A 26,203-nucleotide genomic window follows, 5' to 3' on the forward strand; every position below is an offset into this window, starting at 1 on the left:
TAGCAGAGCAAAGTGGCATTTCAAGATCACTTGGTCGGGGTGGGAAGGGGCATGCAGTCCAGCCGGATGGACCGGCATCCGACTTCCGGATGGCCGAAAAGATTGATAGCATCCGGCCATAACCGCAAGGATGCAGCAACATGAAGCGATCAGCGTGGTGGATGGTGCTGGTGATGGCCAGCGGATGGGCTCAGGCCGCGACGGACCCTGACCCGTTGCTCGAAGGTGCTACCTCCACCGCCAGTGAGGTCCGTGGCGTGTTGCGGGCGCGCTCCCAGGCGCTGTTGGCCAGTGAGCTGGCCGGGCGGGTGGTGGAGATACCCTATGCCGAAGGCCAGTCGTTCACCAAGGGCGATGTGCTGGTGCGCTTCGACTGCAGCGCCTACCAGGCGCAACAGAGCGCGGCCAACGCAGCGGTACGTGCCGCCCGTGAAGAGCTGCGCAACAAGCAGCAGCTGGCTGCGCTCAATTCCGTCGGGCGTTTCGAGGTCACCCTGGCCGAGGCCCGTCAGGCCCAGGCCCAGGCTGAAGCGCAGGTGTATCAGGTGCACGTTCAGCGTTGCCAGGTCAAGGCACCGTTCGATGGCCAGGTGGTCGCACGCAAGGTCCAGGCCCACGAAAGTGTCGCCAGCGGTGCGCCACTGCTGGAAATCGTCGACAATCGCTCCCTGGAAATCCACCTGTTGGTGCCCTCGCGCTGGCTGGGGCGGCTCAAGCCGGAGCAGAGGTTCAGCTTTACCCCCGACGAAACCGGCAAACCCCTGGAGGCCTCGGTCAAGCGCCTTGGCGCGCGTATTGACGAAGGCAGCCAGACCCTGTTGTTGATCGGCACGCTGCCGGCCAACAGCCCGGGGCTGCTGGCGGGAATGAGCGGTACCGCGCATTTCGCCGAGCAGCCATGAACGCCCCGGCCCCGGGTGTGCTCGAGCAATTACTGGCCCATTACCTGGGCCTGGAGCGCCAGGCCCGGGCTGCTACCACCGTCGAGGCCCTGGCGTTCGCCATGGTCAACGATGGCCAGGCGCTGTTCGGCTACCGCCATGCCGTGCTGCTGATCGCCAACAAGGTCCGGGCGCTTACCGGCATTAGTGTGATCGAGCCCAATGCGCCGTTCGTGGCGTTCATCGAGCGGGCGGTCGGCTGCCTGGAGAACGCCAAGCAGCTGGCCGTGGCTGCTCCGGTGCTCGCGCAGGCGCTGGATGCGGCCAGCCGCGAGGACTGGCAGGCACTGTCGGCGGCCGAAGCGTTCTGGCTACCGCTCAAGGACCGTCAAGGCGAGGTGTTCGGTGGCCTCTGGCTGGCCCGCGACACGCCCTGGAGCGAGGCCGAACAAGCCCTGCTGGTGCAGCTGGGTGATTGCTACAGCCATGCCTGGCAAGCCTTGCAACCTGGCAAGCCGTGGCGCCTGCGCTGGCCGCTACGGACCCGCTGGGCGCTTGCCAGTATCGTGCTGCTGTTGCTGTTCGTGCCTGTGCGCCAGTCGGTACTGGCCCCGGCCGAGGTGGTCCCGCGCAACGCGCAGGTGGTGGCGGCGCCACTGGACGGGGTGATCGCCGAGTTCCTGGTCAAACCCAACCAGCGAGTGGCCGTCGGCCAGTTGTTGCTACGCTTTGATGCCACCAGCCTCAAGGCGCAAGCCGATGTGGCCGAGCGCACCCTTGGCGTGGCCGAGGCCGAACTCAAGGCCAATACCCAGCGGGCCTTCTCCGATGCCGAATCCGGTGCCCGGCTTGACCTGCTGGCGGCGCGGGTCGAGCAAAAACGTGCGGAACGCGACTATGCCCGCGACCTGCTGGCGCGCACCGAGGTGCGTGCCGAGCGGGCTGGCATTGCGGTATTCGCCGATGCCCAGCGCTGGACCGGCAAGCCGGTACAAACCGGCGAGCGCCTGCTGGACATCGCCGACCCGACCCAGGCCGAGTTACGAATCGAACTGCCCGTGGCCGATGCCATCAGCCTGGAGCCGGGCGCCGAGGTAGCCCTGTTTCTCGATAGCGACCCGTTACACCGCCATAGTGCACACCTGCAACGAGCCGCTTATCAGGCCCAGAGCACGCCGGCCGGGCAGTTGGCATATCGGCTGGACGCAAGCTTCAGCGATGCGCCTCCGCGTATCGGCTTGCGCGGCACGGCCAAACTCTTCGGCCAGCGCGCCCCGCTGGCCTTGTACCTGTTGCGCCGGCCGTTGGCGGCGCTGCGTCAGGCGGTGGGTGTTTGAGCCTGCCCGCCCTGCGCCAGGACCTGCAGCTCTCGGCCAGTGCGCCGGGGCTGGACGGGGCGCCGCAGTGGACCTTGGCCGACCCGTTGCGCGGGCGCTACTTCAAGCTCGGCGCACCGGCCATGCGCCTGTTGCGGCACTGGGCCCTGGGCGACCCGCGGCGGGTGCTGGCAGCCGCCAATGCCGAACCCGGCGGGCCACTGCCGGCGGCTGCCGTGGAAGAGCTGCTGCGCTTTCTGCGCGGGCACGACCTGGTTGCGCCCGACGATGATGAGCAGCGCGCAGGCTACGCCGCCAAGGCGGCGAGTCAGCGCCAGGGGGTATGGACCCAACTGCTGCACAAGTACCTGTTTTTCCGCATTCCGCTATGGCGCCCGGATGCCTTTCTCAATCGCACCTGGCCGTGGCTGGCGCGTTTCGGGCCCGGGCTCTTGCGTTATGGTCTGCCATTGGTGCTGGGGCTGGGGGTGTTCTTGGTGGTGCGCGATTGGGAGCGCTTTCTCGCAACGTTTCCGCATTTGCTCAGCCTCGGCGGGGTGCTGGCTTTTGCCATTGCCCTGGGTTTCGCCAAGCTGTGTCACGAGTTCGGCCATGCCTACATGGCCAAGCGCGCTGGCTGCCGGGTACCGAGCATGGGGCTGGCGTTCATGGTGCTGTTGCCGATGCTCTACACCGATGTCAGCGATGCCTGGCGCGTGCGCGATCGCCGCAGCCGACTGCTGATCGGCGCCGGCGGCGTGCTCGCCGAGCTACTGCTGGCCTGCATCGCCTTGCTGGCCTGGTCGTTGCTGCCGGACGGCGCAGGGCGCACGGCGGCGTTCATGCTCGCCAGTGCGACCTGGCTCACCACCCTGGCGATCAACCTCAACCCGTTGATGCGCTTTGACGGCTACTTCCTGCTCAGCGACCTGTGGGCGGTCGACAACCTCCAGGGCCGCGCCTACGCCCTGTGTCGCTGGCACCTGCGTGAAACCCTGTTCGGCTACCGCGAGCCGGCGCCCGAACCCTGGTCGGCGGGCATGCGTCGGCGCCTGCTGGTCTGGGGCTATGCCTCGTGGTTATGGCGGGCAGTACTGTTTTTCGGCATCGCCCTGGCGGTTTACCACCTGTTCTTCAAGGTCCTGGGTATCTTCCTGATGCTGGTGGAGCTTGCCTGGTTCATCGGCTTGCCGATCTGGCGCGAGTGGCGTCACTGGTGGCAGCAGCGCAAGCATGCCCGGCCGCAGCGGGTGCTGTGGCTGGGCCTGGGCCTGCTGGGGGTGCTGGCGCTGTTGCTGGTGCCCTGGCGCAGCGACGTCGAAGTGCCGGCGATGCTTGAGGCATCGCGCAGCAGCGCGTTGCATGCGCCAACTGCGGCGCGTATTCGCCAGGTGCGGGTCCACGACGGCCAGGTGGTGGCCAGGGATGAGCTGTTGCTGGAGCTGGAGTCTCCGGACCTGGACTCGCGCCTGCGCATCATTCGTCGCGAAATCGAGATTCTCCAGCTGCAACTGCGTCGTCAGGCCGGGCGCAGCGAAACCGCCGCCGACAGCGGCATCCTTGAGCAGCGCCTGGCCGAAGCCGTCGCCGAATACCGCGGCCTGGTGGCCCAGCGCGAACGCCTGAACCTGCGCGCGCCCCATGCAGGCATCGTGCGTGACCTGGTCGGCGACCTCGCCCCGGGCCGCTGGGTCCCAGCGCAGTTGCCGCTGGCTGCCGTGGTGGAGCAGGGCATGCGCCTGCGTGGCTACCTGGCCGAGGCCGACTTATGGCGGGTCCGGCCGGGGACGCTCGGGCACTTTGTCGCGGACGATCCGGTGCGTGCCTCGTTAAAGGTGAGCCTGGATGATGTCGACGCCACGGGCGTGGCCTATATTGATCAGGAAGCGCTGGTGTCCGAACAGCAGGGGCCAATTGCCGTGCGCCGCGATGAGCAGAAGCGGGCCCAGCCATTGCAGGCCCAATACGGCGTGCGTTTTAGCCTGGAAGAGGCGGTGCAGACAGGCATTTCGCACCCTGTTCGTGGGCTTGTGGTGCTTGAAGGCCGCGGCGAATCCCTTCTGGGAGCGGCCTGGCGACGAATGGCCGCACTCGGTGTAAGGGAAAGCGGATTTTGATAGTGTGATTGTCCGACAGTTGGAGTAATCTGCCATCAGTTTAATGTCACTCTGATCAGCAGATCATCCAGCTCCAGGCCACGGCGGTTCCACCAAACAGGGAAGTTTGCGTTCATGATGAAGTTCGCGGTGTCTCTTCGTGGGACCGAAGCTGGCGATCTGGACTTTCTGCGGCTGCTCTATGCCAGCACCCGCACCGAGGAAATGGCCCCCAGTGGCTGGTCCGCGCAGGCCATAGAAGCCTTTCTCGCCCAGCAGTTCCACGCCCAGCACCAGTACTACCAGGCACATTTCCCCGACGCCGAGTTCTCCATCATCGAACAAGACGGGCAGGCCTGCGGCCGGCTCTACCTGTTCTGGGGCCAGACCACGCTCAACCTCATCGATATCGCCCTGTTGCCGCCTTACCGTGGCCAGGGGCTCGGCACCCGCTTGCTCACGGATCTGCTGCAGCGCGCCGATGACCACGGGCTGGCGGTGGAGTTGTCGGTCGAGCCCTACAACCCGGCGCAGCGGCTGTATGCCCGGTTCGGTTTTCAGGTCATCAACACGTCCGGTGTCTACCTGCGCATGCGCCGCCAAGCCCGGGCTTCTGTCAGCAGGATTGCCTCATGAGCGAACAGGTTCTCTATGCCATCCCCAGCCGCAACGAGCTGGCCGAAGCGGCCGCGGATGGCTTCGTCCTCTGGATCGGAGCGGACCAGGCGCTGCCGCTGACCTTGCTGCAGTTGCTCGACGGGACGCCGATGAGCGCCCGCTATGAATGTTTTTCCGTGGTCTTCGCCTTGCCTCCCGCGGTCAGCTTGCCCCAGGCGGTTTATCGCCTGGGCGGCCCGGCGGGGCAGGAGTGGGTGTTGCTGATGACGCCGGTAATGCCTGAGGCAGACGGGCGCCATACCCTCGAAGCGGTGATCCATCGCGAATGCCAATCGTCGCCGCAGGCGGTTTGCGGCTAGGCCCGTCATTCCAACAACGCAACGTAAGGAAATGCCCGATGAGCGAACCATTTCTCGGTGAAATCAAGATGTTCGGCGGCAATTTCGCGCCTCGCGGATATGCCCTCTGCCAGGCCCAGATCCTGCCTATCGCGCAGAACGCGGCGCTGTTCTCGATCCTTGGCACGATCTACGGCGGCAATGGCCAGAACACCTTTGGCCTGCCGGACCTGCGCGGGCGTAGCCCGATTGGAACCGGGCAGGGACCGGGCCTGAGCGATATCGATCTGGGCGAGGTGGGCGGGGTCGAGAACATTACCTTGACCTACAACCAGCTGCCGAGTCACGGCCATGCGCAGGTTATCTCGACGGTTGGCGGCAGCAGCGACGTGGGCAGCGAATCGTTGTACCTGGCGCGCGCGGCCGATACCGCCGGCAACACCGTGAACATCTACGGTAGCGACATGACCGGTGCGGTGACCCTGGCCCCCAACTCGCTGAGCCTGGCCGGCGGCAGCCAGCCATTCGGCAACCGTAATCCGTACCTGGGCGTCACCTACATCATTGCGCTGGAAGGCACCTTCCCTACGCGTAGCTGATCAGCGCAGTTCGGTGGCGCCCCCGCCGGGCCGCCGCCACTTTCCACCGTTTGCTGCCTGTGGGCAGGGCGGTTGCACAGCAGGAGGCGGGGCATGAAGTTGATCGAGCGATTCAAGCGTCAGGCGGCGCAGCAATCCACGCCACTTGCGGGCAGCGGCCAAGCACCATTGCTGTTCGCCCTGGAGCCGCGGATCATGTTCGATGCCTCCGTGGCGGTCGTTGCCCAGGAGGCCGAGGCGACGGCCGAGCCGGCCAAGGACAGCGTCTCTGCCGAGCACAACGCACAGGCTGCGCTGGCCTCCGCCGATATTGGCAGCCAACAGGCCGGACAACGCCACGAAGTGGTGTTCGTCGATGGCCAGGTCAAGGACTCGCAACAGTTAATCAACGGCCTGCCTGCCGGCACCGAGGTGGTAATCCTCGACCCGAGCAAGGACGGCCTGCAACAGATGGCCGACTACCTGAAAGGGCGCGACGGCCTGGACGCCATCCACTTGCTGTCCCATGGGGCATCGGGCACCGTACAGCTCGGCAATGTCTGGCTCGACAGCAGCAACCTGGCCGAGCACAGCGCAGCCCTGCAAGGCATCGGCTCGGCGCTCAAGGCCGATGGCGACCTGATGCTGTATGGCTGTCGCGTCGGCAAGGACAGCGCCGGCCAGGCGTTCGTCGATCAGCTGGCGGCGTTGACCGGGGCCGATATCGCGGCCTCCACCGATGACACCGGGGCCCAGGCCCTGGGCGGCAACTGGACCCTGGAGCGCAGCAGCGGGGTGCTGCAAAGCGCCTCCCTGGGCGCCCAGTTGAGCGGCTACCAGAGCCTGCTGGCCACCAGCTTCAGCTCCGGTTCTACCGCTACCTTTCCGGCGCCGTTGTTCGGTGTGCGTACCGTGGCGGGCGATTTTGACGGTGATGGCGATGCCGACATCCTCTACCAGACCGGCGGCAACGGCACGGCCTGGCAGTATGCGCGCAGCAACGGCGACGGCACCTTCACCCTTCTGACCCAAGCCGCCTCGCCCTTTGCCGGCCTGAGCCTGGGCGACACCGCGGGTAACAACTTTTTCGCCGACGATTTCGACGGCGATGGCGATATCGACCTGCTGGCCGGGATCAACGGCGGCCAGGGCAATTACTTTCGCAACGATGGTGGCAGTTTCAGCAGCCAGTCGAATACAACCTTTCCGTCGGTGAGTTTCGCCGTGCGCATGGTGGTAGGCGACTACGACAACGACGGCGACGCCGACATCCTGTACCAGACCGGCGGCAATGGCTCGGCCTGGCAGTACGCGCTCAACAATGGCGATGCCACGTTCACTCTCATGGCCCAGAACGTGTCGCCGTTCGCCGGCCTGAGCTTCGCCGACCACAACAGCAACGCCTACCGGGTCGGTGATTTCGACGGTGACGGCGACCTGGACATTCTTACCGGTGTCAACGGCGCCACCGGCAACTACTATCGCAACGACGGCAGCAGTTTCAGCAGCCAGTCCAGCAGCACCTTCCCGGCACCGGTCTTTGGTGCGCGCCTGGTGGTGGGCGACTTCGACAGCGACGGCGATACCGACATCCTCTACCAGACCGGCGGCAACGGTACGGCCTGGCAGTACGCGCGCAGCAATGGCGACGGCACCTTCACCCTCATGACCCAGGCCGCTTCACCGTTTGCCGGCCTGGCCCTGACCGACACCAGCGGCACCAACTACCGGGTCGCCGATTTCGATGGTGACGGTGACGTCGACCTGTATGCCGGGATCAACACCTCCACCGGCACCTACGTCATCCAGAACGACCGCCCGCCCATCGTGGTCAGCTCCACCCCGAGCGACAACGGGGTGAACGTTTCGCCCACCGCCAATATCGTCTTGACCTTCAACGAGAGCGTGGTCAAGGGCAACGGCAACCTCTATATCGTGCGGACTTCCGACAACGTCATTGTCGAGACCATCGCGGTAGGCAGTGGGCAGATCACCGGTTCCGGCTCGACCTGGACCATCGACCCGTCGATCACCCTGGCGATGGGGACCGGCTACGCCATCCGCTTCGACAGCAAGACCTTCGCCGACCTCGATGGCGCGATTTTCAAGGGCATCAAGAACAACACCACGCTGAACTTCACCACCCTCAGCAATGCCGTGCCGGTGGTCGGCAACCTTAATGGCGATTCGGTCGGTTTCAACGAAGGCGGCAGTGCCGTGCTGATCGATCTGGGCGGCAATGCCACGCTCAGCGATGCCGACTCGGCGGACTTCAACGGCGGCAATGTCACCGTGTCGATCGTCAGCAACGGGGTGGCGGGCGAGGACGTGCTCAGTGTTCGCAACCAGGGCGTGGGTGCCGGCCAGATTGGCATATCGGGCAGCAACATCACCTATGCCGGGGTGACCATCGGCACCGTTGCCGGCGGTACCGGGGGCAGCAACCTGGTCATCAGCCTCAACGCCAGCGCGACGCCCGCCATCGTCGAAGCGCTGCTGCGCAACCTGACCTACAGCAACAGCAATACCGGCGACATCGCCAGTGCCAGCCGGACCGTGCGCGTTACCGTCAACGATGGCGACGGCGGTACCAGCAGCAATGCCAACGTCACCGTCGCCATCACCGCGATCAACGATGCGCCGACGGTAGTGGCGACGCCGAACAACCCGACCTTTACCGAGGGCGGTGGCGCGGCGGACCTGTTCAGCGGCGTCACCGTCAGTGCGCTGGAGGCGGGGCAGAATATCGACCAGTTGATCCTCACGGTCGGCAACCTGGGCAATGGCAGCGACGAGTTGCTGGTGGTCGACGGCACCTCCATTGTCCTGCTCAACGGCGCGACCGGCACCACCGCCAGCAATAGCATGAGCTACCTGGTGAACATTACCGGCAGCACCGCTACCGTGACCCTGAGCAAGGTTGGCGGTATCACCACGGCGGCGACTCAGACCCTGGTCGACGGCCTGGCCTACCGCAACAGCAGCCAGGCCCCGGACACCACCAGCCGGGTGGTGACCCTGACCAGCATCCGCGACACCGGCGGCACCAGCAATGGCGGCGTCGACACCCAGGTGCTGGCGATCGCCAGCACAGTGACGGTGGTGGCGGTCAACGATGCGCCGACGCTGTCCGGCGGGCCGTACGCACTGCCCGGCACCGACGAGAACACACCGACCTCCGGCGTGCTGGTCTCGACCCTCCTCGGCGGGCTGACCTATGCAGATGACGATGCCGGTGCGCTGTCCGGGATTGCCCTGACCGGCAGCAGCGGCAACGGCACCTGGCAGTACTCTACCGATGGCCTGACCTGGAACGCGGTGGGCGCGGTCGCAGGCAATGCCGCCTTGCTGCTGTCGAGCAGCAGCTACCTGCGCTATGTGCCGGACCAGGGCAATGGCGAGAACGTCAGCCTGTCGTTCCGCGCCTGGGACCAGACCAGCGGCACGGCTTCGACCAACAGCACCCGCAATAGCGCCGACACCAGCAGCAACGGTGGCAGCCTCGCGTTCTCCAGCGGTATCGCCCAGGCCACGTTGAGCGTCACCGCACTCAACGATGCCCCGGTGCTGACCCCGGCCGCACCTGCGCTCACACCATTGACCGACGGTGCGATCAACAACCCCGGGCAGACGGTTGCCAGCGTGCTTGGCGCCAGCATCAGCGATGTCGACAGCGGTGCGCTGCAAGGCATTGCCATCACCGGGCTCACCAGTGGCAACGGCACCTGGCAGTACAGCCTCGACGGCAGCACCTGGAACGCCATGGGTAGCGTGGCGGCCAACAGCGCGCTGCTGTTGCGGGCCACCGACAAAGTGCGTTTTGTGCCAGACGGCGCCAATGGCACCACAGCCACCCTGACCTACAACGCCTGGGACCAGACGGGCGTGACCGCGGGGCAGCAGGGCACCAAGGTGGACACCGCCTTGTCCGGCGGCAGCGGCGCCTTCTCACTGGCCAGCGACACGGCCAGTGTGACCGTCACCGCCGTCAACGACGCCCCGCAGGTCACCACCAGTGGCGGCACCACAGCGTTTACCGAAGGCAACAATGTCGCCTCCACGCCTGTGGTTATCGATAGCGGGCTGACCTTGGCGGATTCCGACAACCTTAGCCTGGCCAGCGCCACGGTGAGCATCACCGGCAACCTGCAGACGGCTGAAGACCGCCTGGCGTTCACCAACAACCCGGCGACCATGGGCAATATCAGCGCCAGCTACAATGCTGCCAGCGGCGTGCTGACCCTGACCTCGGCAGGTGCCTCGGCCACGCTGGCGCAATGGCAGGCGGCACTGCGCGCGGTGACCTACAGCAACCTGTCCGACGCACCAAGCAGCGCTACCCGTACGGTCAGCTTCCAGGTCAACGACGGTAGCCTGGACAGTAGCGTGGCGACCAAGACAGTCAGCGTCACGGCGATCAATGACGCGCCGCAGGTTAGCGCCCCGGCGACGCTGTCGGTCAGCGAAGACACGGCTACCGCAGTCACCGGCATCAGCTTCAGCGATGTCGATTCAAGCATGGCCACGGTAACCCTGACGGTGGGTTCCGGCACCTTGTCGGCCATCAGTGGTGGCGGGGTGGTGGTCGGTGGTACGGGCTCGGCCCGTACCCTGACCGGCACTATCGCCAACATCAACACCTTCATTGCCGGCAGTAACCTGAGCTTCACCACTGCCAGCAACGCCACCGCCAATGTGACCCTGACGGTGAGCATCGACACCGCCAGCATCGCCACGGCCTCGACCACCACGACCTTGCAGGTCACGGCGGTCAACGACGCACCGAGTATCAGCGCGCCGGGCAGCATTGCCGTGAACGAGGACCAGCCTGGCGCCATCACCGGCATCAGCTTTACCGACGCCGACGCCGGCAGCGGCGCGGTCACGGTCGTCCTCTCGGTGCCCAGTGGCAGCCTGAACGCAACCAGCGGCAGCGGTGTTACGGTGAGCGGTTCCGGCACCGGCAGCCTGACCCTGGTGGGCGGCCTGGCCAATATCAACGCCTTCATCGCCGCCAGCCAGGTGAACTTCCTCACCGCCGCCAACTCGGTCGGCAACGTCACCCTGACGGTGGCCATCGACGACGGCGGCAACACTGGCGTCGACCCCGGCAACTCCGGTACCGGCAGCTCCGAGGCCAGCAGCACGACGCTGACCCTGGCCGTGACCGCCATCAACGATGCGCCGCTCAACGCGGTGCCTGGCACCCAGTCGTTCGCCCAGGACAGCGTGCTGGTGTTCTCGACCGGCAACGGCAACCTGATCAGCATCAGTGACGTGGATGCCGGCGGCGGTGCGCTGCAGGTAACGCTTGTGGCCACCAATGGCCTGATCACGCTCTCCACAACTACCGGCCTGAGCTTCACCAGCGGTGACGGCACGGCCGATACGACGATGGTCTTCACTGGTAGCCTGGCCAGCATCAACGCGGCGCTCAATGGACTGAGCTTTACCCCGACACCGGGCTTCAACGGCCTGGCGTCATTGCAGATCATCAGCAACGACCAGGGCTTGAGCGGCAGCGGCGGTGCGCAGACCGACAGCGACACCATCAACCTGAACGTGAACCCGCTCAATCCGCGGGTGAGTAACGTCCAGGTCAGCAACCCCAATGGTGGCTACAAGGTCGGTGACGTCATCAGCGTGACCGTCAGCTTCGACCAGACGGTGGTCGTCGATACCAGCGGCGGCGCACCGAGCCTGTTGCTGGAAACCGGTCTGGTCGATCGCCTGGCGTCCTACGTATCGGGCTCCGGCAGCACGACCCTGACGTTCAGTTATGTAGTCCAGGCCGGTGACCTGAGCAGCGATCTGGATTACACCTCCACCAGCGCGCTGAGCCTCAACGGCGCGACGATCAAAAGCGTGCACAGCGACGACGCGGTGCTGACCCTGCCCACCGTGGGTGGCGCCAACTCCATCGCCGGCCAGGACAGCATCGTCATCGATGGCGTAGTGCCGACGGTCGCCAGTGTCGGCGTGCCGGCCAATGGCACCTATGTCGCCGGCCAACACCTGGATTTCACCGTCAATTTCAGCGAGAACATGCTGGTCGACACCAGCGGTGGTACGCCACGTCTGGCGATCACCCTGGACACCGGCGGCACGGTCTACGCCAACTACCTGTCCGGTTCCGGTACCGGCGCCCTGGTGTTCCGCCTGACCGTCGCCAGCGGGCAACTGGACAGCAACGGCATCAGCGTGGCCGGTGCCATCGACAGCAACGGCGGTGCCTTGCGTGACAGCGTCGGCAACACTGCAGTGACCACGCTCAACGGCGTGGGCAGCACCAGCGGTGTATTGATCGATGCCGTGGTGCCAAGCGTGGCCACGGTTTCGGTACCGGCTGCCGGCGCGTATAACAGTGGCGATGTACTGAGTTTTACGGTCAATACCAGTGAAGCGGTGATCGTCGATACCAGCGGGGGGACGCCACGGTTGTTGCTCAACATCGGTGGTGTGACCCGCCACGCAACCTATGTGTCAGGCTCCGGTACCGGCGCGCTGCTGTTCCAGTACACCGTGCAGGCAGGCAACAACGACGCCAACGGCATTGGCGTGGCAGGCACCCTGGACCTGAACGGCGGGGCCGTGCGCGATGGGGCGGGCAATGCCTTGAACCTGTCGCTCAACAACCTTGGCAGTACCTCGTCGGTACGGGTTGATACCGTAGCGCCGCAGGTGGCCGATATCGTGCGGGTCGACGTCAGCCCCGTCGCCAGCAGTTCGGTCCGTTACACCGTGACCTTCGATGAAAGCGTCAGCGGCGTCGACAGCCCCGACTTCGCGCTGGTGTTCAGCGGCACGGCCAGCGGACGTATCGCCAGCGTGACGGCGCTCAACGGGTGGACCTACACCGTACTGGTCGACAGCCTCGCCGGGCTCGGCACGTTGCGCCTTGATCTCAAGGGCAGCGGCACCGCTATCGTCGACAGTGCCGGCAACGACCTCGGTGGTGGCCTGCAAGGCAGTGTCTATAGCATCGACCGGGTCGCCCCCTCGGTGACGGCGGTGCAGGTTCCGGCCAACGGCACCTATGTCGCCGGGCAGACCCTGGATTTCACCGTGCAGCTGGACGAAGCCGTGCTGGTCGATACCGCCGACGGTTTGCCGCGCCTGGCTATCAGCCTGGGCAACGGCCGGGTCGCCTATGCCGACTACCTCTCCGGTTCCGGCAGCACTGCACTGGTGTTCCGCATGACCGTCAGCAGCGGCCAGCAAGGCAACAACGGCATCAGTGTCGGGCCGCTCATCGATCTCAACGGTGGCAGCTTGCGCGATGCCCTGGGCAATGACCTGGAGGCCGCGCTCAATAATGTCGCCAGTACCGATGCGGTGCTGATTGACGCGCGGGCGCCGCGGCCAAGCACGATCACCCTCGATGGCCCTTCGCCGACGGCGGAACAGATCCTGAGCTTCACCCTGACCTTCGACGAAGCGGTCAGCGGCGTGGACGCTGGCGATTTCAGTGTGGCGAGCACCGGCAGTGCCAGCGGTAACGTGCAGTCGCTGGTGCAAGTCGATGCCCGCACCTACCGCATCAGTGTGGCCAATGTCAGCGGCCAGGGTAGCCTTGGCCTGCGCCTGAATGCGCTGGGAAGCGGCATTCAGGACCAGGCCGGCAATGCATTGGCGGTGTCGCTGACGGGGCCGGCCTATGTCATCAATGCGCAGGACGCCGGGGATCCTGAGTACCGGGTCAAGGTCCCCGAGCCGAGCACCGTGCCTTCGAGCACCTTGGCGCAACCACAAGTACCGCTGATGCCAACGCAGCCGACGACCTCACCCTTGTTGCCGACGCCGTTGTTCGAGGTGCGCACGCTGGGCAGCGGCATCGCCCCCTTGGGTAGCGTCTTCATACACAACGGCGCCAGCGCACCGAGCTTCATCGCCCAGGTCTTTGCCAGCAGCAACACTCCTGGCGAGGGCACGGGCACGGGGTTCCTGGGTTTTGGCGGTGGCGATGGCGGGGTGTTTGGCAGTAGCAGCTTCTCGAATATTTTCACCCGGCAAACGCCGTCGGAGGAGGTCCAGATGAGCGTCTTCGATGGCAAGCAGTGGCGCGGCGGTGATGGCCGCGGTGTCTCCGGGGCACCGACCCTGGGTCAGCAATTGCATGCACTGAACGAGGCCGACCAGCGTCCCGTACGCGAGTTGGCCCTGGCCCTGGCGCAACCGACGCAGATCGGACCGCGGGCATGATGGACGGCACCAACACTTTCAAGATCGAGCCGTACCAGGGGGCGGCCCAAGGATGAAAAATAACCATAAATTGCTCGGGGTCAGCGTCTTGGCATTCGCCATCAGCGGCTGTGCGGTCACCAGCCAGCCGATAGACAGGCAGGTCAGCGAGGACCGTGCACGTGCCGATATCAGCGCGATGTTCAAGGACCAGGAACCGCTCAGGGGGCCGCTGACCTTGCATCAGGCAATGGCACGGGCGGTGAAGTACAACCTCGAGGCGCGGCTGAAAGTCATGGAAGAAGCGCTGGCCAAGCGCCAGGTCGACCTGGCGAGCTTCGACATGTTGCCGCGCATGGCACTGGAAGCCGGTTATGCCGGGCGTAACAATGTCAGTGCGTCCAGCAGCCAGAGCGTGCGAACGGGTACCCAGTCCCTGGAACCCTCGACCTCCCAGGACCGCGATCGCGAGGTGGCCGACCTGACCATGGTCTGGAACGTCCTCGACTTCGGTGTCAGCTATGTCAGCGCCAAGCAGCAGGCCGACCAGCGCCTGATTCTCCAGGAGCGCCGGCGCAAGGTCATCCATACCATCACCCAGGATGTACGCTCGGCCTATTGGCGCGCCGTGGCGGCGCAGCGTTTGCTGACCCAGATCGACAGCCTCATGGGGCGCATCGCCGAGGCGCGCAGCAATAGCCAGCACATGAGTGCGCAGCGCCTGGGCGACCCGGTACAGGTGCTCAGCTATCAGCGTGCGCTGATCGAAGCGACCCGCCAGCTGGAAGAACAGCGCCGCGCCTTGTCGCTGGCCAAGACCGAACTGGCGGCGCTGATCAACCTGCCGTTGAACACCGATTTCAGCCTGGCGCCGCAGGAGGGCTATGCGCTGCCGCAGTTCAAAGGCGATTTCGCCCAGCTTGAGCAGCAGGCCCTGGCCAGCCGGCCGGAACTGCGCGAGCAGGATTACCAGGCACGCATCAGCGCGGCGGAAACCCGCAAGGCCATGTTGCGCTTGCTGCCGGGCCTGGAGTTTTCCGCCGGTGGGCATTACGACAGCAACTCCTTCCTGGTCAACCAGAGCTGGGCGGACTACGGCGTCAAGGTCACCTGGAACCTGTTCAATGTGCTCTCGGCACCGGCTGCCATCAAGGTTGCCAAGGCCGGTGAGGACGTGGCGGCAGCCCGGCGCCAGGCGATGTCGATGGCGGTCCTGGCACAACTGTATGTGGCCAACGCCAACTTCAACGAGGCGACCCGGCAGTTCCGTACCAGCGAAGAGCTGGCAACCCTGGACGGGGAAATTGCCGGGCAGTTGCGCAACCGCTATCAGACCCAGAACATCGGTGAGCTGGAACTGATACAGGGCGAGCTCAACAACCTGCAGACCCAGCTCAAGCGAGACCTGGCCTATGCCGAACTGCGCAATGCCCATGCGCAGCTGTTCGTCAGCGCCGGGACCGATCTGCTGCCCGAGACCCTGCCGAACAACCGCCTCGATACCATTGCCGCGGCATTGCAAAGCAGCGAGTCGCGCTGGGTGCGTTGATGGCTGGGGGAGGGCCTCACCAGGTCGAACACTGGCATTCGATCTGGTCCTGCCCATGAGGCCGAGATTCGTTGGAAAAAGCTATCAAGAAGGAATACGCACCCCAGCCAATGATTGGGCAAAACGCTGTATCTCCTCCTCCGAGGGCGGCCAAGTGACCCCCAGGCCTGGCGCACAGTAGGCCTTGATCGACACCTTGGCCAGGTCGGCGAGTTCACTCTCGGGGAGATGGTCTTTGGCGCAGTTCTTCCAGTCGCTACCGAACACCTCATAGAGCGCGCCCAGGGCCACGATCCGGTGTTCAGCAATACTGGCTTCGGCCGCCGTAGATCCGGATGCAACTGTCAGCCCTAGCCACTCCCTTAGACGCCTTGGCAGTATGTCCCAACCGGACTGATCGAACCGCTGGGCCTGCTGCAGCATCGCCAGGTAACGCAAGCGATTGGCAAAACGCTTGAGCGCTCGAGGTGTTCTGCGATGCTTCTGGACCAATGGCGACCATGCCACCAGGGACGCTTTGAACGCTGGTGAGTCCTGTACCCTGTACAGAGTGCGGCGCAAACGCCAAAGCGCATAGGTCAAACCCGTGGTAACCAGCAGCACGATGATCGCTACGACCGTAAAGGCGATATCGTTACGCGCATCCAACGCTTCGTTCGGCGGGAAGGGGTTGGCTGTGACGGCGCTGTCAAGATTGCTTTCAGGCAGTGCGGAGCTGCCTTGTTTGTTGTCGTCGGGTACGCTGGCAGGGGGTGTCGCAGCTGTTTTGTTTGTCGTGGTTTCGTAAGCTTGCGCCGAGGCCAGCGGGAGTTGAAAGTGCTGGCCTGAATGCCATGCATAGCCGAGTGCAACAAGACAAAAAGCCGTAGTGACTGCAATCTTCAGTCGTTTGAAAAGGGCCGTCTGTGGCGTTGAGTCGGCTGCGGTTTCCTCCAGCAAGGAGTGCGGTTTATCGCTGGGAGTATCCGGTACTGCGATCTCCAGATTGATCAGCTTTTCCAGGTAGTCACGGGCGTATTTGCGTCGCCGCATACGTTCCAACTCGGCTTTTGCCTCAGCCGTGAGCGGCGCTTGGCTAGAGCTGTCGAGTTCGGTCATTTCCTGGGCGATCTTTTCAAAGGACAACGCCAGCGCCGCCTGTACCCGGTTGGTAGCCATGCCAAAGATGACAAAGCATTTGCCTGATGACACCAGAAAATTGACGGCTTCCATTACCTCCAGAACAGCCTCTGCGCGACAACGGTCCAGGTCATCGATCACCACCACCAAGCGCCCGGGCAAACACTGGGTGACCTCCTCGAACTCCTTGGCGAACCGTGAGCGGAAGCTGGTCAGGGCATTCGCTTCCTTGAGTCGAAACTGTTCTACCGAGTTGGACAGCAACACGGCCGGATCCGCGCCGAAGGCGGTTAGCGTCTTGCGCAAGGCAACGAACGCTGTAACCAGCCCTGCCAGTTTCGCCGCCAGTGGCCCCAGATTCAGCGATCCGAGAAACGCCAGCGTGATCCCGTCGTCCTGGGGCGCCGAGGCTTTATCGAGCAGTGTCGAAAGCGACTGCCATTGACCTGCCTCATGAGCCGACAGGTAGGCCCCCAACCAGACCGCGGACAGTGCCAACAGGCTGGCCACGAACCAATGCCTTTTCGTGCGTAGTACCAGCAGTCGCCAGCGGAATATCCACCCGCTCGGTTCGAAAAAGGAAGGCAGCGACTGCTCGCGCACGGCACTGAGCAATGCGGCGAGCAACTGCTCATCTTTCTGGTGATGCCAGGCGTTGAACCATACCGGGCGGCAGCCGTTGTTCTGCAAGTCTTTGCAAATCAACGTCATCAGGCTGCTCTTGCCGGTACCCCAGTCGCCGGAAACAGCAAGCGTCAGCGGCGGCTCCGTGGCCTCGTTGCGCAGAAAACGCGAAATGCCTTTGGCCAGTGGGCCGAAGCGCAGGCGGTCTTGGCAGAAGTCTTGGGTTGGCGCATCCGACGCGGCCATGGTGGCGACGCCATCCTCCACGGGGGGCGGTCGGGTCTGGAATGCACGCATCCACATCCAGGCGATCAGCAGCAGCGATGCCCAGAACCACGGCGCAGGGTAGCGGGAGTATTGAATCGGAGTGGGCACGATTGCCCAGGTTTTGCCGCCGTCCCGGGTGCGCGTGAGGGCAGGGTGCAGGCCGACGGCCCAGCCGTTGTTGGCGTCACTGAACCACATGGCCAAGCGCATGGAGCGTGCCGGCGAGTAGCTTTTTTGCGCCGCGCCGTCGACGCTTGCAACCATCTGGCCGTCCTCGCCCGCCATCCAGCCAAGGCCGTTGCCAGTGCTGTAGGTCGCGGTTGCAGTCATCTCGACATCAGGCGTGGGCTGCAAGTGCCAGGTAGCGCCGCAATCGTTGGACACCATCGTCCCGTCCTTTGCTTTGGGAGGGGCCTTCAGGCCGTCTGGAGAGAACGTAATGGTGTGCAGGTCCGCAGGCTTGTCCCTGGCAACACTTTTCCACGTCAAGCCGCCGTCTGCGGTAGACAAGGACGCTCCCTCGCCATTGCTGATCCTGCCACGCAGTCCATCCGCTTGAAAGTGGACGCAGCGTAGCCCTGGCAGTTGGGGTTGTGGTTCCATCAAACGCCAGGAGCGCCCTAGATCCGTGCTCGACAGCAATTCCCCATCCTCGGTGGCCATCCATCCGTGGCCATTTTCGAGGAACATGATCGAGGTCACCGTGGAGTGAATGCCGGTGACGGTCGGCAGCCAGTGCTCACCCGCGTCGGTGGTTCGCAGCAGTACGCCAGCATACCCGGCCGCCCAGCCGCGTTTGCCATCGGCCAGGAATGTTATGGCGAAGAGGCTGCCAGGCAATGCGCTGGCCTTAACCTTCCAGGTTTTCCCGCAGTCTGCGCTGGTGACGATGCTGCCAAAGTCGCCAACGGCCCATGCGTGTTTGCAGTCGGTAGGTATTGGAGACACCACCAGCCCCCACGGACTATCGTTGGAGGTTTGCGAGCTGTCCTTGCTCTGGGACCTTTTTATCTGTGTTCCGGGTGGCAGGCCTTGGGGCCAGCGAGGTGAACGATTGTTAAAGTACGGCGATGGTGATGGCAGCGGTGCAGAACCTATCGGAATTGCAGATGAGCGCGTATCCGATATCCAGGCGCCGCTGTCGGGGCGCATCTCATAGACCGAACCGGAGAACGTGACGGCACCACCTTGCTTGCCATCATCGGAGATCCACGCGTATGTCAGGTTCTCGGTCAACCCGCTGACCTGGTTGCGCCAATGCCTGCCGCTATCGTCAGAGAACAGGGCGGCGCCGCTGTCGCCAACAGCCAGAAGGTATTGCCCAGTTGCGGAGGCCGCGATGGAGTTGAGTTTGCGGGCGGGTTGCCATAGCCGTAACTCACCATTCGCCTCAAGGGGGTACAGCAGCTGGTCCACCAAGCTTCGCTCGGAAACGGGGGTGGCCGGGTAAGGGTAGGGTGGTTGCCAGTGAGCCAAGACACCGGCTGCAACGGTCATTACAATCGCCAGCAGCCCCCAGCTCAGGTTGAATTTGAGTGGCGGTGATGAGGGTGTCGATTCAGGCGTGATCCTGGAGGATTGGCTGGAGAGCATGTTCGCCGTCTCGATATCAGTCCATGGTGATGTCCCAAGGTGTGGAAAAAACGGACGGCTGCGCTTCCCACCTGCCGCAGCGGGCGGCTTTATCAATATAGTCGGTGGACGGATTCACGCTTGCTGGCGATAAAAAAATGCTGGGTATTCACACTGCGACAGCGGACGAAAGCCTGACGAGCCTGGGCTTCAGTAGTGAAATCGCGGGGCAAGCCGGCCCCTATGGTGTGACAGCGTATTTCACCGCGGCGGCCCGCGACGGCACGTTGAGGGTGCGCAACAACGACGACACATGAATGCGCACGGTAAAGGGCGAGATATCCAGCGCGCGGGCGATTTCCTTGTTGGTCTTGCCCTCGGCGATCAGGCGCAACACCTCTTGCTGACGCGCGGTCAGGGTGGTGGCCACTGCACTGGTGTCCAGCGGCAGCAACCCGGACGGAGCAAAACGCACCAGCACTTCGCCTTCGCGAATGGCCAGAATCGCCTGGCCGATCTCGTCGGGGGCGATGTTCTTGCCAATGAAACCGTCGATACCGGCGGCCATCACTTCGCTGATCAGCTCCGGGTCATCGACCATCGACACCACAATCAGGGTGGTGCGGCGCAACTGTTGACGCAAGTCGACCAACTGAGTGATGCAGGTAAGCCCCGGGAAGCGCAGGTCAAGGAGCAGGGTGTCGGGCTCCGCGCCGCGTGCAACCTGTGCCAGGACGCTGTCGAAATCCCCGGCTTGTTCGATCAGCGCATCAGGTAACAGGCGCTGGACAGTCCCCACCATCGCTTCGCGAAACAGCGGGTGGTCGTCAGCTATGATGATCCGGCATGCCATGTCGAGTGCCTCCCTGGGCCTGGCGTTCCTTACAGGCGTGTTACTTTACCACCGGGCACGGACGCTGCCCGGTGTACGTACTGGATATGACGACTGTCGCACAAGGATGTTCCCGATGAAGTTCGAGAAAAATACCGAGCTCGACCAGGCCAACCTGCGGATCATTGTCGCCGGCCTTGCCATGATCTATATCAGCGTGTTGGGTTTTCTGCCCGGGCAGCAGGTCAACATGTACCTGCCGATCATGATCTACATCGTCCTGTTCCTGTTGCTGTCGATCGTCCTGCGCCAGGTCATCGTGCGCTGGCCGGGCCACTATCCGGCCCGGCGTATCTTCAGCATGGTCCAGGACTACACCGGCACCTGTTTCGGCCTGGTGGTGGGTGGCGAGGCCGCGCTGCCGCTGTACGCGGTGATGGTCTGGGTCAACCTGGGCAATGGCATGCGCTATGGCTCGCGGTACCTGGCGATCGCCACCGCCCTGGCGTTGTTGGCCTTGCTCTGCGTTTACCGGCTGACCCCTTACTGGCAGGCGCAACCGTTCATGGTGCTGATGCTGATGATCACCAGTACGGTCATCCCCATGTACGCGCACCTGCTGCTTGAGCGCACGCGCAAGGCCTCCGAAGAAGCGACCGCCGCCAACCTGGAAAAGTCGCGCTTTCTGGCCCAGGCCAGTCACGACCTGCGCCAACCGATTCACTCGATCGGCCTGTTCACCGCTTGCCTGCGCGAAGCGCGCCTGGGCGAGGAGGAGCGGCGCCTGGTCGACAACATCGACCGCTCGCTGCTCAACGTCGCACAACTGTTTCGCTCGATTCTCGACCTGTACACCCTCGACAACGGGCGCCTGCAACCCCGCCTGCAATGCGTACAGCTGGCTGATCTGCTCCACGACCTGGTGCGCCAGAACGCCGAAGCGGCGCGTTGGGCCGGCGTCGAACTGCGCCTGCGGGTGGCCGAGCACTGGGTGCAGATTGACCCGGCGCTGCTGGCCACCATGGTCCAGAACGTGCTGTCCAACTGCTTCAAGTACGCACCGCAGCGGCCGGTACTGATCGCTGTGCGCAAGCGTGGGAATGGGTTGGCCATTGTCGTTTATGACCAGGGCTGTGGCATTGATGCCGATGAATTGCCCAAGGTCTTCGAGGAGTTCTACCGCGTGCGCCAGTTGCGCGACAAGGACGTTGAAGGCGTGGGCCTGGGCCTGTCGATCGTCAGACGCCTGGGCCGGATGATGGACATGCAGGTGGCGATACGTTCGCGGGTCGGCCATGGCACGGCGGTGAGCCTGCTGGGCTTGCGCAAGGTTGAAGCACCCCGGCAGCCGGTCACCCGAGAGCAAGCGAGCCAGGTCGGCTTGTTGACCGGCCTGAAAGTGTGCCTGGTGGAGGATGACCGCAACGTGCTGCTGGCCACCAAAGCCTTGCTTGAACGCTGGGGCTGCGAGGTGCAGGCCGAATCCAGTGGCAAGGACCTGCTCAGCGACTGCGATATCATCGTCGCCGACTATGACCTGGGCAATCAGGCCACTGGCATCGAGTGCATCGACCAGCTACGTGCGCAACGGGGCAGGGCGGTGCCGGCGCTGATCCTCACCGGGCATGAGGTGGAGAAGATCCAGGCGGCCCTGCATGACCGCCAGATCGCGATTCTGTCCAAGCCGGTGCGCCCGGCCGAGTTACGCACCACCTTGCGCTCGTTGCGTGAACCCCGCACAGAACCGGTTTAGCTGAGGATCAATAGCGCTGCAGCGGATTTTGCGGCCGGCCACTGTTCTTGTTGTAGCAGTGGGCACTCATCCCCATGCCCATCGACGCGATCCCGACCATGACGCCGCTGGGCAGCTCGCAGTTGTAATCCCCTGAAGCGGTGCTGGCGATGAAGTAAGTGGCGCTGTTGTCGTTGCGCACGTTGGAAATCTTGGTCACCGGCTCGCCGATCGTCGTCTGGGCAGTGGTTTTCAGGCGATCTTCGTTGGGTTTCATAGTCTGGCAGCCGGCGAGGGCGACGAGCAGGGCGCTGAGCAGGGTGAGCTTGTTGAATGCAGGTTTCATGGCGCTTCTTCCTTGGTGTTGTTGTGTTGTTGCAGGCACGGCGATCCCTCGCGCCGCAAAGCAGCGGCACTGGGGAACACTGGGGTGAAGAGGAATATAGCGCCGGGAAAGAGGGGGGTCGATTAGCACAAACGGGCTAATGGCCAGTGGCCATCTTTCAGCGTTTGGCACCCAGTCGCAGGCTTTCGACGACCTCCGAGAGTTCTTCCGTTGAGGTCGATTCTGCCCCGGAGCTTTCAGCTCGAGGGAGCTGCCGGTACTCGCTAGGTGTACACCCGACGAATTGCTTGAAGGCACGGGCAAAATAAGAAGGGTCCTTGAATCCGACTTCGTAACCGATGCTGGTGATGGGCATCTGGCTGTTGTCGAGCAGGTCCCTGGCAAAGTCCATCCGTTTGCTCAGGATGTACTCCATGAACCCCAGGCCATTGACTTCCTTGAACAGGCGGCTGAAGCGAAAGGTGGTCATGCCGCAGCGCTTTGCCAGTTCTTTCTGGTCGATGCTGTCGCGCAAATGCTGGTCGATGTAGAGCAATACGTTACTGAGTGCCTGGTGCTTGTGGTGCTCAGCGGTCAGCCGGATGCTGTCCGGCAGCGACGGGCCATGTTCGATCAGTGGCTTCTTGGCATGGAAGTGAGTGCTGCGGCGCAGTTCGCAGAGTTGCTGCAGTGCGTGCAGAAAGCGGCTTTTTTCGCTGTTGCACAGGGGCAGCACGATGTACTCCCAGACACGCGAGCGCATGGCCCATACGGCAAGCTCCTCGGAGTGCTGTACGGTGAACATGGCGATCGGTATCGAGGGGGACTTGTGCTTGATCTCCAGCAGCAGGTTGAGGCCAGGCATGTCCGGGCGGTCATAATGGATGCAGACCATGTCTGGCTGGCGCTCACCCGCAAGCTCGGACAACTCGCCGTTCTTGGCGATACGGCATTCACAGGTCGGGCGAAAATGCGCAACCAACGCCTCGGCCGATCGATCCCGGGTGCGATCGAACCACAGCAGAAATGGCAAGTTGGCCGATTCAGGTTTCATTTTCTCATTCCTTCCTTGTTTCTCGTTTTCTTAACCTCGCCGGGCAGGCAGCGCTGCAAAATAATCCTAGTAATCAATAAAAAACTCCTAACCCCTCGTTATGTCTCCTGACTAGGATGCAAACAGGCGGCACACTAAGTCACCGCCTCGGCCAATAGAACTTAGATGAGGTGAATAAAATGAATCTGCAATCGATCAAAACGTCGGTGCTGAAATTCATCAAGGACGAAGAAGGCCTGACGATTGTTGAATATGCGGTAGCGGGTGGTTTGATTACACTGGGCGCCGTGGCTGCTTTCGTGACACTTGGCGGTAACGTGGCTACCGCCATTACCAGCCTGGGTTGTGCAGTCAAAGGCACCACCTGCTAGCGGCACAACACGCATCGTCGGCCCCGCCCAGAGCGCCAGCAGCTTGCTAGCCTCTGGGCCGTGGCGGCGACGAACACCTTGCCGCAGGCTGAGGGACGTGTCGCGAGGATAAAAACGCATCATATGGACTCTGCCTGGTTGATTAACCATGATCCCGTTCGGACAAGGTGGAGTCTTCTCAGCCGTGGCGCCGCAGGCTAAAGGCCTGCGTGCCGAGCCCCCCAACAATCCAGTCTCTTGGCGCGTCGGACTTCACTGTCCTGGCCCCGCTCCTGATATTTCTTCCTCGTTGACCAGTATCGTCGTTGTGTTGCCTGTGAGCAGATCAAATCCTGATAAGAAAGCGCTTGCTTAGACCGTTTGGCGAGATTTGTTTCTCGGCGCATTGGCGCTGTTTCGGGTCTTTGCAGGGTAGCGGGAGGCGACCGAGTTTCGCCTGCGATTAGGTTGCAACGTTATGTAAGTTATTCCCTATTGATCGCGTGCGTTCGGGTTTAAGACGGCGTACTTAGTATTTTTTCTTGCGCCGCTAAATACCGCAAAAAACTCCTAGCGTTGAGCAAAAAACTCCTAACCCCTGCGTTGTGCTTCTGACTAATGTTCACCCAGGCAGTACCAGAAGTGCTGCTCTAAAAACAACACACTGAACGAGGTGAGCAAAATGAATCTGCAATCGATCAAGACGTCGGTAGTGAAGTTCATCAAAGACGAAGATGGCCTGACCATTGTCGAGTATGCGGTGGCGGGTGGGTTGATAACGCTGGGCGCTGTTGCCGCATTTGTCACCCTGGGCGGTAACGTCAGTGCAGCCATTAAAAGCCTGGGCTGCGCAGTCAAAGGCACCACTTGCTAACACCCCACCGTCCACAGAGGGTTGCAGCCATGGGCATGGAGCAATCAGTCGTTATTGCATCGTTGCTGGGGCTGCTGGGTATAGCGGTGCTGAGCGATCTTCGCCATCACCGCATTCCCAACCTCTTGGTCTTGCTGGGTTTGGGGCTGGGCTTGGCCGGCCAGGTTTACACCCTGGGTGTCATCGGGTTTGGCTATGGGGCGCTGGGTATGTTGATCGGTTTTGCCGTTTTCCTCCCGATGTATGCCTTTGGGGGGATGGCTGCCGGTGATGTCAAGCTAATGGCCATGGTCGGCGCCTTTCTTACTCCCCACGATGCCCTGTGGACCGCGCTGTTCAGCCTTATCGCCGGCGGTCTATGCGGAGTATTGATTGTCCTCGTGCGTGGTCAAGTACAGCAGACCATGGGGCGCTACTGGCTGATGTTGAAAGCCAGGGCCTATTTCTCGCCAGCGGTTGATGAAGTGGCAGGCAAGCCCTTTCCCTATTCAGTCGCAGTCCTGCTCGGCACTTTGACCAGTGTCTTCTGGCTGCCCCTCGGCCAGTAGGTCAGGAGAACACTATGTACGCCATCAGCAACAGCAGCGTTACTCACGATGCGCGCGAAGAAGTTGTGCAGCGGCTGGCGCCACAGCCACGCACCATCCGTGAAACCGGGTTGGCGGACAACTTGCTCGGTGACCTGGTCTGCAAGCATCTGCACGATGCCGGTGTGCTGGACATGTCGCGGCTGGTGGAACGCCTGGCACTGACAGGCGCGGTGCTTGAAGAAGTACTGACCTTTCTGCGCAAAGACGGTCGTGTCGAAATACTGGGGCAATCCGGTGGTCAAACATTGCGCTACGGGTTGACTGAACGCGGTCGCAGCGCCGCCCGTGATGCATTGGCGCGCAGCGGCTATATCGGTGCGGCGCCTTTTCCGGTGAGTAGCTATCGCGCGCTGCTCAAGCTGCAGACCATTCACCACGGTCGGATCAATGCCCAAGACATGCAACACGCCTTTGGCGGGGTGGTCCTGGCGCAAAGCATGCTCGACCAACTGGGTGTGGCGCTCAATTCCGGCCGCGCCATCATGATCTACGGGCCGGCGGGCACTGGCAAAACCTATGTCAGCAGCCGCTTGATACGCCTGTTTGACGAAACCATCTGGGTACCTCATGCCATTGCAATCAACGATGCGGTGATCGAGATTTACGACCCACAGGTACACCGGCGCCTGGTTGGCGACGATGAACTGCAGAGCAATCTGCTGCTCGACGAAGGGGTCGATCGCCGGCTACTGCGCTGTGAACGCCCGATCGTCATTACCGGCGGCGAATTGAGCATGGAGCAGCTGGATGTCCGCTACGACCCTTTCACGCGCCAGTACCAGGCGCCACTGCAGCTCAAGGCCAGCAATGGCCTGTTTGTCATCGATGACATGGGGCGTCAACGCATGTCGCCGGCCGAGCTGTTCAACCGCTGGATCGTGCCGATGGAGGAGAAACGTGATTTTCTTAACCTCGGCGGTGGGCGGCACTGTGAGCTGCCGTTCGACCTGATCCTGGTGTTTTCCACCAACCTCAATCCGCTGGAGCTGGCCGACGAAGCGTTTTTGCGGCGCATTGGCTACAAGCTGCAATTCGGCTACCTGAAAGCCGAAGAGTACGAACGCATCTGGCGCCAGGAAAGTGAACGCCTGGGTATGTCTCACGACCCGCAGCTACTGCACTACGTGCTTGAGGAACTCTACGGCGTTGAAAACATGCCGCTGGTGCCTTGCCACCCACGTGACCTGTTGAACATGGCCCTCGACCGCCAGCGTTACCTAGGCGGCACAGGGCAGTTGTCGGCGCAGGAGCTGGAGTGGGCATGGCACAACTATTTCGTACAGCTCGACTTCCTTGGATAGGTAAGG

Annotated in this window: 17 protein-coding genes; 13 read left to right on the forward strand and 4 right to left on the reverse strand. The window is 63.0% G+C overall.

The genetic code is table 11. The features are described from left to right. Positions 1-161: 161 nt before the first annotated feature. The 8 genes from KHO53_RS23695 (at position 162) to KHO53_RS23730 (ending at position 15,557) form a co-directional block, all read left to right on the forward strand. Positions 162-902 carry an efflux RND transporter periplasmic adaptor subunit gene (locus KHO53_RS23695; protein WP_414867812.1) on the forward strand — a complete coding sequence of 247 codons (741 nt, stop codon included), beginning with the start codon at positions 162-164 and terminating at the stop codon, positions 900-902. Continuing rightward, positions 899-2,218, forward strand: a complete 1,320-nt coding sequence (locus KHO53_RS23700; protein WP_213571020.1) for an efflux RND transporter periplasmic adaptor subunit — start codon at positions 899-901, stop codon at positions 2,216-2,218. The genes KHO53_RS23695 and KHO53_RS23700 overlap by 4 nt, the downstream gene beginning before the upstream one ends. Further along, positions 2,215-4,314, forward strand: a complete 2,100-nt coding sequence (locus KHO53_RS23705) for an efflux RND transporter periplasmic adaptor subunit (protein ID WP_213571022.1) — start codon at positions 2,215-2,217, stop codon at positions 4,312-4,314. Before KHO53_RS23700 ends, KHO53_RS23705 begins: the two co-directional genes overlap by 4 nt. A gap of 114 nt (positions 4,315-4,428) precedes the next feature. Next, positions 4,429-4,929, forward strand: a complete 501-nt coding sequence (locus KHO53_RS23710; RefSeq protein ID WP_213571024.1) for a GNAT family N-acetyltransferase — start codon at positions 4,429-4,431, stop codon at positions 4,927-4,929. After that, the gene (locus tag KHO53_RS23715) at positions 4,926-5,270 is read left to right on the forward strand and encodes a DUF6916 family protein (protein ID WP_100783241.1); all 345 of its coding nucleotides are present in this window, start codon (positions 4,926-4,928) and stop codon (positions 5,268-5,270) included. Before KHO53_RS23710 ends, KHO53_RS23715 begins: the two co-directional genes overlap by 4 nt. A 38-nt stretch (positions 5,271-5,308) precedes the next feature. Beyond that, the gene (locus tag KHO53_RS23720; protein ID WP_100783240.1) at positions 5,309-5,848 is read left to right on the forward strand and encodes a phage tail protein; all 540 of its coding nucleotides are present in this window, start codon (positions 5,309-5,311) and stop codon (positions 5,846-5,848) included. A gap of 93 nt (positions 5,849-5,941) precedes the next feature. Beyond that, a complete protein-coding gene (locus KHO53_RS23725; protein ID WP_213571026.1) occupies positions 5,942-14,029 on the forward strand; it encodes a DUF4347 domain-containing protein in 8,088 nt (2,695 codons plus the stop codon). A 52-nt stretch (positions 14,030-14,081) separates the two neighbouring features. Continuing rightward, positions 14,082-15,557, forward strand: coding sequence for a TolC family protein (locus KHO53_RS23730; RefSeq protein WP_213571028.1), 1,476 nt, complete (start codon positions 14,082-14,084; stop codon positions 15,555-15,557). An 84-nt stretch (positions 15,558-15,641) separates the two neighbouring features. Here the strand turns inward: KHO53_RS23730 and KHO53_RS23735 are convergent, their stop codons facing one another. Further along, positions 15,642-19,160, reverse strand: a complete 3,519-nt coding sequence (locus KHO53_RS23735; RefSeq protein WP_213571030.1) for a P-loop NTPase fold protein — start codon at positions 19,158-19,160, stop codon at positions 15,642-15,644. A 220-nt stretch (positions 19,161-19,380) separates the two neighbouring features. Beyond that, positions 19,381-19,992 (reverse strand): LuxR C-terminal-related transcriptional regulator, encoded by a 612-nt coding sequence (locus KHO53_RS23740; protein ID WP_010226118.1) that lies wholly within the window; start codon positions 19,990-19,992, stop codon positions 19,381-19,383. A 115-nt stretch (positions 19,993-20,107) separates the two neighbouring features. Between KHO53_RS23740 and KHO53_RS23745 the strand changes: the two genes are divergently transcribed. Beyond that, complete coding sequence (locus tag KHO53_RS23745; protein ID WP_213571032.1) at positions 20,108-21,724, forward strand: ATP-binding response regulator; 1,617 nt, start codon at positions 20,108-20,110, stop codon at positions 21,722-21,724. A 7-nt stretch (positions 21,725-21,731) separates the two neighbouring features. On the opposite strand, the gene KHO53_RS23750 is transcribed toward KHO53_RS23745, so the two are convergent. Together KHO53_RS23750 and KHO53_RS23755 are read right to left on the reverse strand one after the other, a co-directional pair. After that, on the reverse strand, positions 21,732-22,049 hold the full coding sequence (locus KHO53_RS23750; RefSeq protein ID WP_010226121.1) for a hypothetical protein: 318 nt from the start codon (positions 22,047-22,049) through the stop codon (positions 21,732-21,734). Positions 22,050-22,206: 157 nt separating this feature from the next. After that, a complete protein-coding gene (locus KHO53_RS23755) occupies positions 22,207-23,082 on the reverse strand; it encodes a response regulator transcription factor (RefSeq protein ID WP_036995611.1) in 876 nt (291 codons plus the stop codon). A 179-nt stretch (positions 23,083-23,261) separates the two neighbouring features. Between KHO53_RS23755 and KHO53_RS23760 the strand changes: the two genes are divergently transcribed. The 4 genes from KHO53_RS23760 to KHO53_RS23775 all read left to right on the forward strand — a co-directional run bounded on the left by KHO53_RS23760 (position 23,262) and on the right by KHO53_RS23775 (position 26,197). Then, on the forward strand, positions 23,262-23,453 hold the full coding sequence (locus tag KHO53_RS23760) for a Flp family type IVb pilin (RefSeq protein WP_036995610.1): 192 nt from the start codon (positions 23,262-23,264) through the stop codon (positions 23,451-23,453). 661 nt (positions 23,454-24,114) lie between these two features. Continuing rightward, positions 24,115-24,306 carry a Flp family type IVb pilin gene (locus KHO53_RS23765; RefSeq protein WP_010226124.1) on the forward strand — a complete coding sequence of 64 codons (192 nt, stop codon included), beginning with the start codon at positions 24,115-24,117 and terminating at the stop codon, positions 24,304-24,306. Positions 24,307-24,335: 29 nt separating this feature from the next. After that, positions 24,336-24,854 carry an A24 family peptidase gene (locus KHO53_RS23770; RefSeq protein WP_010226125.1) on the forward strand — a complete coding sequence of 173 codons (519 nt, stop codon included), beginning with the start codon at positions 24,336-24,338 and terminating at the stop codon, positions 24,852-24,854. A gap of 14 nt (positions 24,855-24,868) precedes the next feature. Further along, positions 24,869-26,197: a DUF8689 domain-containing protein gene (locus KHO53_RS23775; RefSeq protein ID WP_036995609.1), complete on the forward strand. Its 1,329-nt coding sequence runs from the start codon at positions 24,869-24,871 to the stop codon at positions 26,195-26,197. The last annotated feature ends 6 nt before the right edge of the window (positions 26,198-26,203 follow it).

The sequence above is a fragment of the Pseudomonas sp. RC2C2 genome, from assembly GCF_018390435.1.
Lineage (GTDB): Bacteria > Pseudomonadota > Gammaproteobacteria > Pseudomonadales > Pseudomonadaceae > Aquipseudomonas > Aquipseudomonas donghuensis.